This is a genomic window from Halopseudomonas pelagia (genome assembly GCF_009497895.1).
In the GTDB taxonomy this organism is placed as follows: domain Bacteria; phylum Pseudomonadota; class Gammaproteobacteria; order Pseudomonadales; family Pseudomonadaceae; genus Halopseudomonas; species Halopseudomonas pelagia_A.
In genome coordinates this window covers 1,214,889-1,229,147 of record NZ_CP033116.1, presented here as the reverse complement: position 1 = coordinate 1,229,147, position 14,259 = coordinate 1,214,889, and the positions used below count along the sequence as shown (strand labels likewise).

Genomic DNA, 14,259 nt, shown 5'->3' with positions numbered 1-14,259 from the left:
CGACTGAGGCGCGTTACATCAGAGCGGATGCCCAGCGCTGAAAGAAGAAACGCGACGGCTAGTCAGGTATCGCACCATACCAGCCCGGTGTACGGCGTATCCCTGAGTTTAGCCAAGCGGGTTTCCAATGTACCGCAATGCAGCTCAAGCCGATGGCCGTTAGGGTCAAGAATATAAATTGAATCGCCCTCACTGGTGTTTTGCTTCCATTCCTCGATACCCGCCTGTTGCAGCCTGTTGCGCAACGCAGAAAGCTGACTATCGCTGACGTTGAACGCCACATGCGTATAGTCTGTGGATGGCTCAGTCGTTCCCACACTTAGACATAACAAGGTATCGCCCGCCGTCAGGTACGCGCCGGAATCCCAGACAACATGGAGCTTCATTTCCAGAAGGTCACGGTAGAACCAGATTGAAGAACTCAGATCCGCTACCGAAAACGTGATGTGATTGATACCTGTGACCATGCGTTTGATCCTCAAGAAAGTCACTGGGAGCAAAGTCCTTAAAAGGGCATTAGGCGGCCTTTGGCGCACGCGGCTGCAGCGGCTTAAACAGAAGTCTCTTCTGGGATCTGAGCCAGGAGGTCGGTAACGCCGATATCCACGCCCGCCTGTGATAGCAAAGTAGAGACTTGCCCGCGATGATGAGTCTGATGATTAAAGAAATGCAGCACCAGGCTCGAATATCGCTTGTTGGCAGAAACCCCTTTGATGTTGTGATAGCTGAGCACAAAATCCAGATCGGCTTCGGATAGCTGCGCCGTCCAGTTGATGATCTGGCGATCCAGCCAGAATCGCTGCGCAGATAAGCCATCAAGATCATCAAAGAGCATCTGATCCAGACTCGCCGGATTTTGCAGCTCAGCGACCTCCCGCAACGAAGTCAAGCAAGACGGATGGGTAGCAAAGCGTTTGAGCCAGATGGTATCCCCAGCGAGGATGTGGTTCAGCGTTCCCAGGATGGAACCAAAAAAGGCCCCTTGGTCTCTCGCTAAATCTGCCGCAGATAGCTGACCTGCAGCCTGATAAATCTTCGAGTTCATCCACTGATTGTAGGTGGCTAGCAATTCAAAGTGATATTTCAGGCTCATAAGATTTCCATTCCATGTTTAACGCCTAGCTGAAAGAAGCAGCGTCAGCTGCATCCAACACGCGCTGGAGGTGCAAACCAACCAGAGCAAGCGCCATGACAGCAATATTGGTGGTCACCGGGTTGAATGCAGCGCCCACTAAAACCGGCTGGAACATAACTACAAATCCTAACAGGCCGACCATCGCCGCTATGGTGAAAAGAAGAGGCCAGCGTTGGCGCCAAAACGCTAGAACAGCAATAGCGAAAGCTATCTCAAGCATTCCGCCTATAGTCGCCGCTTTCTCCGCACCGGCCCGAGACAACCCGATAGCCATGCTCATGGCCAGCTCATCTTCATGCGGATAGAGCAGCTTGGGAACCAGGCCATGATAGAACCAGATAAAGGCAATAGTGCCCCTGCAAACGGCATAACTTAAGAATGCGCTATTCACCCAGGAACCTGGATTCATGGTCTTTGTTCGGAATAACACAGGTGTCGTAGCGCCCGAATAGCCTGTAACGATTCAACGCCACACGATCGTAAAGCCAATCGCGAAAAATCGAAGGTACCACCCAGCCGACGCACATGATTGGCCAAGGCCACGGCAATCGCCCCATCACTCTAAAAAATGCTGACGATTTCGTATAAATATTTTCCCCTTCCACCAGCAGCATGGTCTCGTAGTGATCGGTTGGAAAGCCATGCCACTGCAGAATAGCCTGCCCTTCCGGTGACTGAACGGTTGCCAACTTGAACTGGCGCTTCCTATCAAACCTTATAAGAAAACGTGCCCAAACCGAACACAGCCGGCAGACCCCATCAAAAAGGACGACCCGATCACCGGCTGCCATGCCTGGTGCGATTTGCGACTCTTGATTCATAAGTTAACTAACGTCCATATGCAGTGAGTCTGGCGCCCGCAGGCCGTGATAGGCCGCTGTTATGTAAAGCCGCACATATCTCAGCCGCGAAACGCAGCCTCGATCACAGCAATGTCGATCTTCCTCATCGTCATCATCGCGTCGAACGCACGCTTGGCGGCTGCTCGGTCGGGACTGGTGTATGCCTTCGTCAGCGCGACCGGCGTAATCTGCCAGGAGATGCCCCATTTATCCTTGCACCACCCGCACTCGCTCTCCTGACCGCCGTTGCCAACGATCGCATTCCAGTAGCGATCCGTCTCATCCTGGTCTTCCGTCGCAATCTGAAACGAGAACGCTTCATTGTGCTTGAAGACAGGGCCACCGTTAAGACCGAGGCACGCAACACCGAGCACAGTGAACTCGACCGTTAATACGCTCCCCTCTTTCCCTGATGGATAATCACCGGGCGCTCGGTGCACGGCGTCGAGTGATGAAGCAGGGAATGTCTCTGCATAAAATCGCGCGGCTTCCTCGGCGGCGTCATCGTACCAAAGGCAGATTGTGTTCTTTGCAATGCGGGTCATGATCAGCTCTCCTGTCCGGTAATTGCCGTGAGTGGCAATCTATAGTCGAACCGAACTGCCTGAATTCGACAGCGTTGCTGAAGTCTAGCGCGGAGTTTCACGGTAGTTTTTCAGCCGCGTTTCGGTCTGCTGCAGTCAGCGCCACCCATGCTAGAGCATTGATCTTGAGCGCCTGAGCAAGGCGTTAGCCACGTGCGTGGCACCTGGATGTAATGAGCGCAAGAACGCGCGAAAAAATAGCCTTGTCATAACGCCAATGCTTGTTTGCAGTTATTCAGCGCGCGAGCCTACAATGCTGTGAGATCGAGCCAGCAACATCATCCCCCAGAGGAAATCCCATGTCGTTTTTGATTTATATGATCGGCCTTGTTTTGACCGTCGGCGGCATTGCGTGGGGGGGTAATCCCCCCATTATTAGCGGAGCTCAGAAGTAGAGTCAGGCCACCATGGCCAACTTCTGTCGGGGCGTGATACCACCCAAGGCCATGTTTGGCCGTTCATTATTGTAGGTCCATAGCCACCGAGTTGCATATTCCTGAACCTCCTCAATGGAGTCGAACAGGTATTGGGCCAGCCAGTCGTAGCGCACGGTGCGATTGTAGCGCTCGATGTACGCATTCTGCTGCGGGTTGCCGGGCTGGATAAAGGCCAGTGCAATGCCCTGCTTCTCAGCCCAGGCAGCCAGCGTAGCACTGATGTATTCCGGTCCATTGTCACAGCGGATCTGGACGGGCTTTCCTCGCCATTCAATGATCTGATCCAGAGCCCGTATGACGCGCTCAGAAGGCAGCGACAGGTCTACTTCAATGCCAAGACCTTCCCGGTTGTAATCGTCAATCACATTGAACAGCCGGTAGCTGCGACCATCTTCTAACTGGTCGTGCATGAAGTCCATAGACCAGCTGGCATTGATTACCGTGGGCACCGCGAGTGGCTCGGGTTTCTCGCGTACCAAGCGTTTACGGGGCTTGATGCGCAGGTTCAGTTCCAGTTCCCGATAAATTCGATAAACACGTTTATGGTTCCAGAGGTATCCCTTTACGTTGCGCAGATACAGAAAACACAATCCAAAACCCCAGTTGCGCTGGTTATGGGTCAACCGAACCAGAAGGTCCGCGATCTCGGAATTCTCACTGTTGAGCCTGGCCTGGTAGCGATAGCAGGACTCACTGACACTGAAGGCTACACAGGCCAGGCGAATACTACAGCGACCAGCTGCAACAGTTTTTTGCGCCATCTCGCGGCGAAGAGATGGCTTTACCACTTTCCCTCAAGAGCCTCCTTGCGTAACTCGGATTTGAGGCGCTCTTCGGCGTACATTTTTTTCAGCCGCCGGTTCTCATCTTCTAGCTCTTTCATGCGCTTGATCATGGACGTATCCATGCCGCCGAATTTCGCTCGCCACTTGTAAAAACTGGCACTGCTCATACCGTGTTCGCGGCAGAGCTCCGGCACCGGTATGCCGCTCTCGGCTTGTTTCAGAATCGCCATGATCTGGCTGTCGGTAAAACGTGATGTCTTCATGCAGAATCTCCCTCCAAATAGCTTACGGAAAATTCTACTTCTAATCACCGCTGTTTTTTGGGGGGATTACCGGGGCTAGTAACCGCAGGCGTGGATACGCTATACATCGGCATCGCTTGCCTGATCGTTTTCGGCATAGGAATGATGATGGCGGTCTCACGGACCCGCTCCAAGGATTCGCCGAGTTAATCTCTGCACTCAGCCGGAGTGACAGGCCGTAACTGCCGGGCTTGCGTCGTACTCATCGTGACGCCGCACCCAATCCATGATTTCCTTCTCGTTGCGGCCTTTGGGCGTGATGTCGAGATAAACGAAGGCGCCAATCACCTCCTCATTGCCGCGGGCGTAGCTAGAGTAAGTGTGGAACACTGCGCCGCTGTCGTCCTTGTAAAAAACGCTGAGGCCGGGCAATTCTTCGCTGAAGTATTTCGGATCTTCGATATTTTCGTAATTGTAGTAGAGCCGCCCAGCCTCCAAGTCCTCCCGCACGAAAGAGACCTGAAAGTCAAAGTTGAAATCGGAGCCCTGGGAGGACACCCATCGGGCAGTCCAGCCCATGCGCCTTTGGTAGGCTACCAACTTTTCTAGCGGGGCGCGGGATGGGTTCTACCCCGTTACTGCGGACACTTTTGAAAAAAGGCACAATGTGCCAAAGGAGTGTTCATGTCCAAACGCAGAAGATACAGCCCCGAATTCAAGCGCGAAGCCATCGCGCTATCTCGCCAGCCAGGTGCCAATTGCCGCCAGGTGGCCTTAGAGATTGGAATTAATCCCAACCTGTTGTCCCGGTGGGCGCGTGAAGCCGAAGAATTGCCAAGCAAGGCCTTCAAGGGCTCGGGAACGCCGCGTGACGAAGAGCTTGCCCACTTGAAGCGGGAACTGGCACGGGTAAAAAAGGAACGTGATTTTTTGCGCGAAGCGGCAGTGTTCTTTGCAAAGGAGTCGTCCTGAGGTATCAGACGATTCAACACTGTCGCAGTCTTTTCCCGATACGTCTTATGTGTCGTTGCCTGAAGGTATCGGCCAGCGGCTATTACGCTTGGGCATCTCGTCCGCAGTCCAGCAGGGCAAGAGCGAACGACCGTCTGCTGTCGCGTATCAGAGAGATTCACGATGACAGTGGCGGAATGCTTGGGTCGCCCCGAATGCACGAAGACTTGGCTGCCGAAGGCGTTGCAGCCAGCCTGAATCGTGTTGCAAGGCTAATGGCCAAGCACGGCATTCAGGGGTGGCCCCGTAGGAAGCGAGGACGCCTCGGACGCGCATCAAATCGGCCACAAGGTATTCAAAATCACCTTGAACGGGATTTCTCCGCACTGGAACCTGATACCAAATGGGTCACTGACATTACGGAGATCTCCACCCAGGAAGGAAAACTATTTCTCTGCGTGGTTCTGGATTTATTCAGCAAGCTGATCGTTGGCTGGTCTATGCACCACCGGCAGGATCGGCAGATGGTAATCAGAGCTGTTCAAATGGCTGTCTGGCAACGTCAGGGCGAAACCCCAGTAATACTGCATTCAGACCGAGGCAGTCAGTTTACCAGCGGTGATTACCAGCGATATCTAGGCAGTAACGATTTGGTCAGCAGCATGAGCGCGGTTGGCCATTGCGGAGACAACGCAGCCTGTGAGGGGTTCTTCGGCATGCTAAAACGAGAGCGAGTACACCATCGGCGTTACCGTACGCAGGACGAGGCAAGAGCTGATCTGTTTGAATACATCGAGCGGTTCCATAACCCCAGGATGCGACGTAGAGTTGCTGTTCAGGATCGGAAGCTCACAGCCGTTTTATAACCGTCCGTGGAAACGGGGTAGAACCCGAAGCAGCGGAAAATCGGTCGCCGTGCAGCCGATTGTCAAGCCAATCGATTAGTTCAAGAAGTACAATGCCCTACTCATCAGCGAGGTTTCATTTTCCTTCGACTCTTCGTAATCAATACAGATATCTGTCTTTGCACCATTCGGAACGTATACCGTACAAACGCCTTCATGTGCTCCGTCATTGTATTTTCCCAAAAGGTATACTTCATTCACGCTAAAAAACGCCATGTAAATGGTGAACGTATATGAAGCCATTGTTGCACACGCGACTTTCAACCTGCGCTCCTTAACTCCACGCAGATAATTCGAGTGCGCATTTATTAAACCAACTAATGTTTTAATAGCTGAAATAAAAGCAATAACAACACCCAGCATCAGTAAAGAGAAGACAAACTCACCAACGTCAAGCTTCAAACCATTAAAAAACAAAATCTTATAGACCACTACTGCGAAACTGAGGGGAAGAACGAGGATGCCGACTGTTAACAGGATATTGGCAATCTTGTGCGCTTTTTTGCTAACCACAATTTCTGATGCCTTTGGCGTATGTTTTACCAAAAACTGATTCTTAATAGATTTAAATAATGGCATCAGTGTTCTACATCTTCTATGTGAAATTCGTTGAACCAGAAACGGCTTAACGTTTGGGCTCAGGCGCGGCCCGTCAGGGACGTCGGCCTGCAGCGAATGGTTGGGCCGCGCCGCGGGAATGCTTATGCCCGCTCAAAGTACTTGATTGCTAGGGATCTGAGCCAACATCAAGCTCACCGGAATGATCGCCAGTAAAGTAGGTTGATTCTGCAATGTCAGTTATCTGGATAAATCGATTGTTCGCATCGTCTTTAGACCTTGTAACAAGACCTCGATCCTCCAGCCGAACCGCTCGCTTCCCAACGAGTTGATATGAACAGTCCAGCTCGGCTGCAATGTACGCCGGACGTTGGGCATCCCCTTCCGTATGAAGAGCCTGCAGAATACCAAGCTCTGTTTTAGGCAAAAGCAACTCAGACTGCACGTTCATGAGGACGGACTCATATTTTTTCGAGAGGTTTACAACCTCACATACGCCCACTTGACACGTCGGACACTTCATCCCAAATAGCTTCAGAGCCTCGAGCTTATCAAGTCCGTGTTTTTCACCGCAATTCGAGCACACTATTTCCTGATTCTTAGCTATAAAGGCGGAGACAATAGAGCTGTAATCAAAGACTCGTTCTACAAAGTAGAGCCGGAACTCCCTCTCACCGGAGGGCCGACCGAACGATATGGTGTATCGCTGACAAAGCCCGTAGTTCAATGCATACACCGAAACCTTCTTCCCATCTCTGTCGCTCATTTCAAAGTATTTAGTGAGGAAGAAATTAAGCTCTAGCGTTGATAGAAGACCATCGAAACTGGGCACCACATGAAAGTGGCTCGTTGGCGGGCGCCCCGAGATCTTCTCGAAAACAGCAGATTTATGTGTTCTTAGTTCTTTTGATCTAACAACCAAAGTTTCTAGGAGTTCCTTTAGGGAAAAAATCGAGCACCGCTCAGAGAACGCCTCATGCAGAAACCTACCAACCGAAAAATACGATGCAATTTTCTCTTCGTAGTATTTGAGTGAAGCATCTTGAATGCTTTGAACACCGATTTTCTTTCCATGTATTAATTGGTTCTGGTACGCGAAATGAAGTACGTATCCAAGAGTTCTAGGGTTGGCCATGCTCGCGTAGAAAAGAACTCGCCAAACTTCTTCGTTTTTGGTATCAAAAAATATCGACGAATCATGTTTAGTGAAGTACTCCAAACGGCTCTCAACAAGACGCCGGGTAAATGCAGCTGCGTTAGCCTCCATTGTTGAGACATCACTAGTCCCAAATAGGCTATAAAGATCAAGATGAATTTCATCGATCTTGGTCTTATCTATTGCCCCGTAGTAGATCCGTCCTGGATATGCGGCAATCTTGAACTTAACGAATTCATCGCTCCAGTTGTTGAGGGGAGCGATTAGAGCATCAACAACTACTCGCATTGCTTCTTCAGGGAGCTCTGAAAAATCATCGACCAATATATAAAGATGCCTTACTCCAATTTTTGAAAGGAGATTTTTCAGGCGATCAAGAAACTCCCTAATGTTGAATGCGCGTATTAGAACATCACCATACACAGACACTCGCTCATCACTTGTGGTACGCGCCGATTTTTCTGTTGCGGAAACCGCAATTTTGGGCGTTGCGGAGAAACTGCCCGATATGCCCAACTCCTTCTCGAAGGAACCCCCGCTTGCCGCCGTATCTTTTAACTGCGTTTCAAGAATACCAAGAACACTTACAAAATTATCTTCGGATGCAGAGTCAAGCAACGAATCAAGCTCGTCAAAGAGTTCCGCATACGTTTGAGTGAATGACTCCTTAATCCTTTCCCAAATAGAAGACTTTATTCTCCTTTTCAGTTCTTCTTGAACTTGCGTCACCGTCGCCTTAAGAAACTCTCGATATAGCGCCAGCTTTTCTATTGCCTCCTGAGGAAGCGCATCTTTTCTTGATTCCAATCGGCTGATTAGCGCTTGATCCGGCTGGGAGGATTCGAAGATTGTCTTAATGTCAAGATATGCGGATGTACTACTGCCGCCTTTTCTTAGTTCATGCTGGAGACGCTGGAATATTGTTGATTTCCCAGTCCCTTTACGACCGATAACAAAAGTGGTGTGCGGCCTAATTGCGGTTCTGAAGACGTCCTCATGAGGAAGCGGATCCACATAGAGTTCTTCGATCAATGGAGAACCCTGATCCGGATCATGGAGATCTGCGCGACGGTACAACTTAAGTGACTCAACCGCCGACCTAAAGCCCCTCATCTGCGCTTCACTGATTCCCTGATCGCTCATAGACCCTCGTCCTTTGTTGAAAAAAGTTGATGGATATCGAACACAAAATAGCGGCCCACGCCCGGCTCACACGCCGGTTTGGAGCTGCTAAGCGGCGTAAAATCGGTCGTTGTGCAGCCGTTTGTTAGCACTATTATCTGGTTATCCAATTTGCGACAAAATCTGGATTTATCAATAAGTAAGCCGCACCTAATAAAAAACCCACAAATATGAACCAGAGCTTACCTGAGAAAAAAGAGGTATATCTTGTTAAGAAAAACCAAAATCTTTGCATCGCTCCAGGCGAACGCTGATTCATCAGAGCCAGATAATGGATTGATGAAAACGCTATAAAAATAATCGCTAATGCAAGGAGTGCAACACCTGACACATGAGCAAACATAAAATTTCGTCCGTACTCACTTAACCAATCTGTATAAAAGGTCCAAAAGGTGTTGTTTAGCGCACCTTGCTGAATATTCGGGTCGAAATTTATCTTCGCTAAATTAAGTATGTAGACAGAAACACAAAGCAGTATCATTGGGCCAGTCGTGTAAAACCACCAATCATCCGATGTATAGTGCCCCTTAGCCAAAGATATAATAATTGTCGTAACTGAAAAGCTCAGGACTGATAATATTGCGGTTGCCAAATAATACTGAACTGCATCGAAATATATAGCATATTTCCAAAGTATAAAAACTAGGGAAAATACACCTATTATTAACAATGCCATTCCATCATCTGATCCACTTGACGACCGGTTTCGCTCGACAACCTTAGTCACATAAATGGTTCTTGTTTGAGTAACCGTTGCTGGAGCTTGCGTCCCTGGAGACTTCGTCAAGCCTGAAAATAAAGCGGCAAAAACCACTCCCATTAAAGGGCCAAGCAGTAGGCTTTGCGCCAAGGGATTGTGTATAAACTCCAAAACTACTTCCATTTCTAAAGATTTCTCCTAAACGGTCGGTGCTAACATTTATAATATGAGTCACACCGGCCAATATATCGGTGATCGTTCTGCTTTCATTAACCCTGCTCCTAGTACTCTACAACCCCCACAACCCGGTCCTCTCCGCCTATCCATCAATTTCCACATAACCGACAAAACGATCCCCAAGCCTTATATCATTATTTTCCAGGTTTCTGCTAACCAACTGATTTTCAATCCAAAAACTGACCATCTGTGGCCAACGCCCATATGTCGGTCACCGTGATCATTTTTCCTGTAAACCGGGCAGTTCCATGGCCCACTCGAGGACCAAAGGCTTTTCCAGGCACGCTACCGCCCTATCCTCTTAACGGACAAGTCGGGGAGTTGCTTTAACCAGTATTGGGAGGGAATGCAGGCTGTCCTTGCCTGGAGGCGGGATGTGACTGGCATTCCTTTGCTCGGTTCGAGGGTAATGCAGTGAGCGGTGATTTGTCCAAGCCGTTTTGCTCTAAGCAGCATGGGCCCAGAAAGCACAATCCCGGCATGGGCCGGGATTGTGGGGTGGTGCAGGTGAAAGCGGGCTTTACTTAGCCAACCCATACCCGCGCATTGCGGAACATGCGCATCCAGGCGCCGTCTTCGCTCCAGTCACGAGGGTGCCAGGAGTTCTGTGAGGCGCGGAACACGCGTTCGGGGTGCGGCATCATGATGGTGACGCGGCCGTCGCGGGTGGTCAGGCCGGTGATGCCACGCGGCGAGCCGTTGGGGTTGCCGGGGTAGCGTTCGGTCATGCGGCCACGGTTGTCGACAAAGCGCAGTACCACGCTGTTGCTGGCTTCGCAGGCATCGACTGCGGTGCTGTCGGCAAACTCGGCGTGCCCTTCGCCGTGGGCGATGGCGATGGGCATGCGTGAGCCGACCATGCCGTTGAGGAAGATCGACGGTGACGCCTGCACTTCTACCATGGCTACGCGCGCTTCAAACTGCTCGGACTTGTTGCGCACAAAGTGCGGCCAGTGCTCGCTGCCGGGGATCAGTTCGCGCAGGTTGGAGAGCATCTGGCAGCCGTTGCACACGCCCAGGGTAAAGGTATCCGGGCGGGCAAAGAAGGCGCTGAAGGCTTCGCGGGCTTCGGCGTTGAACAGGATGGATTTGGCCCAGCCTTCGCCGGCGCCGAGTACGTCGCCGTAGGAGAAACCGCCACAGGCGACCAGCCCGCGGAAGTCTTCCAGCTCTACGCGACCGCTGAGAATATCGCTCATGTGTACGTCGATCGGGTTGAAGCCGGCGCGGTTGAAAGCGGCGGCCATCTCGACCTGACCGTTTACACCCTGCTCACGCAGAATCGCGACCTGCGGACGCTTGCCGGTGTTGATCAGCGGCGCGGCGACATCTTCATTGATGTCGAAGCTGAGCATGGCTTCCAGGCCGGGGTTGGCGTCGTCGGCGATGTTCTCGAATTCCTGATCGGCGCACTCGACGTTGTCACGCAGGCGCTGGATCTGCCAGCTGGTTTCGCTCCAGGCTTGCTGCCAGGCGGCGCGGGTGCCGCTGACTACGGTTTTGTCAGCAAACGTGAAGTGCAGATCCTGATTCTGGCTTGGCTGGCCAACCACCGCGCTGCAGTCGCCCAGGCCGGCTGCGGACAGCTGGCTGAGGACCGCTTCGGTATCGCTCTGGCGCACCTGAATCACCGCGCCGAGTTCTTCGTTGAACAGCGCACCGCCCAGTTCACTTTCCTGGTCAGCCAGTACGTCCAGCTGAATTTGCAGACCGCAACGGCCGGCAAAGGCCATCTCCGCCAGGGTGGTCAACAGGCCACCGTCGGAACGGTCGTGGTAGGCCAGCAGTTGTTCTTCCTGGTTCAGACCCTGGATCACGGCGAAGAAGGCCTTGAGGTCTTCTGCGTCGTCCAGATCCGGAGCGGTCTTGCCGATCTGGTTATACACCTGCGCCAGCGCAGAGCCGCCCAGGCGGTTCTGGCCACGGCCGAGGTCGATCAGGATCAGATCGGTATCGCCCTGGTCCAGCTGCAGCTGTGGCGTCAGGGTCAGGCGCACATCCTGTACTGGGGCAAAGCCGGTGACGATCAGCGACATGGGTGAGGTAACGGACTTGTCTTCACCGGAATCGGACCAGCGAGTCTTCATCGACATGGAGTCCTTGCCGACCGGGATGGTGATGCCCAGCTCGGGGCACAGTTCCATACCTACGGCGCGCACGGTGTCGAACAGGCGTGCATCTTCACCGGGGTGGCCAGCGGCGGCCATCCAGTTGGCAGACAGGCGAATATCGGAAATGGCGTCAATGCGTGCAGCCGCCAGGTTGGTGACGGCTTCAGCAACGGCCATGCGGCCAGAGGCTGGGGCATCGAGTAGCGCCAGCGGCGTGCGCTCGCCCAGAGCCATGGCTTCACCGGTATGCACGTCGAAGCTGCTGTTGGTCACCGCGCAGTCGGCGACCGGCACCTGCCAGGGGCCAACCATCTGATCGCGGGCGACCAGGCCGGTAATGCTGCGGTCACCAATGGTGATCAGGAAGTTCTTGCTGGCGACCGACGGCAGGCGCAATACGCGCTGCACGGCTTCGTCCAGCGCCAGACCGGTGCCATCGAAGTCATCCGAGGGCTCGGCTTCGCGCTCGACGCTGCGGTGCATGCGCGGCGGCTTGCCGAGCAGTACAGACAGCGGCATGTCTACCGGCTGGTTATCGAAATGCGTGTCGTTGAGTACCAACAGTTGTTCTTCGGTGGCTTCGCCGACGACAGCAAAGGGGCAGCGCTCGCGTTCGCAGATCGCCTGGAAGCGGTCGTAGTCGGCGTTATCCACCGCCATCACGTAGCGTTCCTGGGATTCGTTGGACCAGATTTCCAACGGGCTCATGCCCGGCTCGTCATTCGGCACGTTGCGCAGTTCAAAGCGGCCGCCGCGGCCGCCGTCGTTGACCAGCTCGGGGAAGGCATTGGACAGGCCGCCCGCGCCCACGTCATGAATAAAGCGGATGGGGTTCTTGTCGCCCATCTGCCAGCAGCGGTCGATGACTTCCTGGCAGCGGCGTTCCATCTCGGGGTTTTCCCGCTGTACGGAGGCAAAATCCAGGTCTTCGGCACTGCTGCCGGTGGCCATGGACGAGGCAGCGCCGCCGCCCAGACCGATCAGCATGGCTGGGCCGCCGAGTACGATGAGCTTGGCGCCGACCGGAATTTCAGCTTTCTCTACGTGGCCTGCACGGATGTTACCCATGCCGCCGGCAATCATGATCGGCTTGTGATAGCCGCGAATCTCCGGGCCGCGTGGCGAGCTGACGGTCTGCTCGAAGGTGCGGAAATAACCGGTGAGGTTCGGACGACCAAATTCGTTGTTGAACGCAGCGCCGCCCAGCGGGCCTTCAATCATGATCTGCAAAGGTGTAACGATGCGCGAGGGCTTGCCGTTGTCTTCTTCCCAGGGCTGAACAAAACCGGGAATACGCAGGTTGGATACGGTAAAGCCGGCCAGACCAGCCTTGGGCTTGCCGCCACGACCGGTGGCGCCTTCATCACGGATCTCGCCACCGGAGCCGGTGGAAGCACCGGGGAACGGAGCAATCGCGGTCGGGTGGTTGTGGGTTTCCACCTTCATCAGGATGTGCACGGGCTCTTCATGGGTGCGGTATTCGCAGGTACCCGGCACCGGGAAGAAACGCCCGGCGACAAAGCCTTCAATCACGGCGGCGTTGTCTTTATAGGCGGACAGCACGCCTTCGCTGCGCATCTGGTAGGTGTTCTTGATCATGCCGAACAGGCTCTTCTCTTCCGCCTGGCCGTCGATATCCCAGGTGGCGTTGAAGATCTTGTGCCGGCAATGTTCGGAGTTGGCCTGGGCGAACATCATCAATTCGACGTCACTAGGATTGCGCTTGAGTTCCTTGAAGCTGCTGACCAGATAATCGATCTCGTCATCGGCCAGGGCCAGACCCAATGTGGTGTTGGCCTGCTCCAGCGCCTCGCGGCCGCCTTCGAGGATGTCCACACGTTGAAAGGGTTGTGGCTCGGTGTGGCGGAAAAGATTGGCGGCTGCGTCCAGATCATCCAGCGCCAGCTCGGTCATGCGGTCATGCAGCAGTGCAGCCAGTTGCGGGCGCTGTTCGGCGCTGATATCACCGGCGACATGGTAGACAATGCCGCGCTCGAGGCGAGCGACATTCTGCAGGCCGCAATTGTGGGCGATATCGGTAGCCTTGCTCGACCAGGGCGAGATGGTGCCGAAGCGCGGCACGATCAGAAACAGACTGCCCTGGGGCTCTTCCACCGACACAGACGGGCCGTACTTGAGCAGGCGCGCCAGCACTTCATTCTGCTGTTCATCCAGCTCGCTGTGCAGCTCGGCGAAATGCATGAACTCGGCATAAACGCCAGTGACGGCCGGCACGGCGGCTTTGAGCCGGGCAAGCAGTTTTTGACGGCGAAATTCGGAAAGGGCTGGGGCGCCACGCAGGGTATGCATGCTGTATACGGCCTCGGGAAGCTGGATAAAGGGAAATACGGCGTATCGGTAAACGTACCGAAAAACAAGGCGGACAGGATACCTTAAACTGCGCCCATGGGCCATGCCGAGCGGGCCTGCAGCA

The 14,259-nt window shown here is 53.5% G+C and carries 11 protein-coding genes and 1 pseudogene; 1 reads left to right on the top strand and 11 read right to left on the bottom strand.

What is annotated here, in order from left to right:
• Positions 1-62 precede the first annotated feature (62 nt).
• From fos to EAO82_RS05780, 7 genes and pseudogenes are all read right to left on the bottom strand, one after another.
• Complete coding sequence (gene fos / locus EAO82_RS05810; RefSeq protein WP_096346024.1) at positions 63-467, bottom strand: fosfomycin resistance glutathione transferase; 405 nt, start codon at positions 465-467, stop codon at positions 63-65.
• Between the two features lie 83 nt (positions 468-550).
• The gene (locus tag EAO82_RS05805) at positions 551-1,093 is read right to left on the bottom strand and encodes a DinB family protein (protein WP_096346025.1); all 543 of its coding nucleotides are present in this window, start codon (positions 1,091-1,093) and stop codon (positions 551-553) included.
• Positions 1,094-1,118: 25 nt separating this feature from the next.
• Positions 1,119-1,526, bottom strand: coding sequence for a DoxX-like family protein (locus tag EAO82_RS05800; protein ID WP_231703289.1), 408 nt, complete (start codon positions 1,524-1,526; stop codon positions 1,119-1,121).
• A complete protein-coding gene (locus tag EAO82_RS05795; protein ID WP_218838583.1) occupies positions 1,519-1,956 on the bottom strand; it encodes a thiol-disulfide oxidoreductase DCC family protein in 438 nt (145 codons plus the stop codon). The genes EAO82_RS05800 and EAO82_RS05795 overlap by 8 nt, the downstream gene beginning before the upstream one ends.
• 80 nt (positions 1,957-2,036) lie before the next feature.
• Positions 2,037-2,522, bottom strand: a complete 486-nt coding sequence (locus EAO82_RS05790; RefSeq protein ID WP_096346027.1) for a VOC family protein — start codon at positions 2,520-2,522, stop codon at positions 2,037-2,039.
• 436 nt (positions 2,523-2,958) lie between these two features.
• Positions 2,959-4,046, bottom strand: a protein-coding gene (locus EAO82_RS05785; protein WP_096348146.1) for an IS3 family transposase whose coding sequence is annotated in 2 segments (ribosomal slippage) — positions 2,959-3,791 and positions 3,791-4,046 — 1,089 coding nt in all. Because the reading frame shifts where the segments join, the coding sequence is not laid out codon by codon here.
• A 198-nt stretch (positions 4,047-4,244) separates the two neighbouring features.
• Positions 4,245-4,634 (bottom strand): annotated as a pseudogene (locus EAO82_RS05780) (DUF899 family protein); the annotation flags it as partial.
• Between the two features lie 75 nt (positions 4,635-4,709).
• On the opposite strand from EAO82_RS05780, the gene EAO82_RS05775 reads away from it, so the two are divergent.
• Positions 4,710-5,842, top strand: a protein-coding gene (locus EAO82_RS05775; RefSeq protein WP_153274270.1) for an IS3 family transposase whose coding sequence is annotated in 2 segments (ribosomal slippage) — positions 4,710-4,950 and positions 4,950-5,842 — 1,134 coding nt in all. Because the reading frame shifts where the segments join, the coding sequence is not laid out codon by codon here.
• Positions 5,843-5,917: 75 nt separating this feature from the next.
• On the opposite strand, the gene EAO82_RS05770 is transcribed toward EAO82_RS05775, so the two are convergent.
• The 4 genes from EAO82_RS05770 to purL all read right to left on the bottom strand — a co-directional run bounded on the left by EAO82_RS05770 (position 5,918) and on the right by purL (position 14,135).
• Positions 5,918-6,460 (bottom strand): hypothetical protein, encoded by a 543-nt coding sequence (locus EAO82_RS05770; RefSeq protein WP_096346309.1) that lies wholly within the window; start codon positions 6,458-6,460, stop codon positions 5,918-5,920.
• Between the two features lie 148 nt (positions 6,461-6,608).
• Positions 6,609-8,738 (bottom strand): MarR family transcriptional regulator, encoded by a 2,130-nt coding sequence (locus EAO82_RS05765; protein WP_096346308.1) that lies wholly within the window; start codon positions 8,736-8,738, stop codon positions 6,609-6,611.
• A gap of 133 nt (positions 8,739-8,871) precedes the next feature.
• Positions 8,872-9,660 (bottom strand): hypothetical protein, encoded by a 789-nt coding sequence (locus EAO82_RS05760; protein WP_096346307.1) that lies wholly within the window; start codon positions 9,658-9,660, stop codon positions 8,872-8,874.
• Between the two features lie 578 nt (positions 9,661-10,238).
• Entirely contained in the window at positions 10,239-14,135 is a 3,897-nt protein-coding gene (purL, locus tag EAO82_RS05755; RefSeq protein WP_096346306.1) for a phosphoribosylformylglycinamidine synthase, read from the bottom strand.
• Between the last annotated feature and the right edge of the window lie 124 nt (positions 14,136-14,259).

Excerpts from the sequence above, each read along its gene's own strand:
- purL (WP_096346306.1), bottom strand. The coding sequence starts at position 14,135 with ATGCATACCCTGCGTGGCGCCCCAGCCCTTTCCGAATTTCGCCGTCAA.
- EAO82_RS05760 (WP_096346307.1), bottom strand. The coding sequence starts at position 9,660 with ATGGAAGTAGTTTTGGAGTTTATACACAATCCCTTGGCGCAAAGCCTA.
- EAO82_RS05805 (WP_096346025.1), bottom strand. The coding sequence starts at position 1,093 with ATGAGCCTGAAATATCACTTTGAATTGCTAGCCACCTACAATCAGTGG.
- EAO82_RS05770 (WP_096346309.1), bottom strand. The coding sequence starts at position 6,460 with ATGCCATTATTTAAATCTATTAAGAATCAGTTTTTGGTAAAACATACG.
- EAO82_RS05765 (WP_096346308.1), bottom strand. The coding sequence starts at position 8,738 with ATGAGCGATCAGGGAATCAGTGAAGCGCAGATGAGGGGCTTTAGGTCG.
- EAO82_RS05790 (WP_096346027.1), bottom strand. The coding sequence starts at position 2,522 with ATGACCCGCATTGCAAAGAACACAATCTGCCTTTGGTACGATGACGCC.
- fos (WP_096346024.1), bottom strand. The coding sequence starts at position 467 with ATGGTCACAGGTATCAATCACATCACGTTTTCGGTAGCGGATCTGAGT.
- EAO82_RS05795 (WP_218838583.1), bottom strand. The coding sequence starts at position 1,956 with ATGAATCAAGAGTCGCAAATCGCACCAGGCATGGCAGCCGGTGATCGG.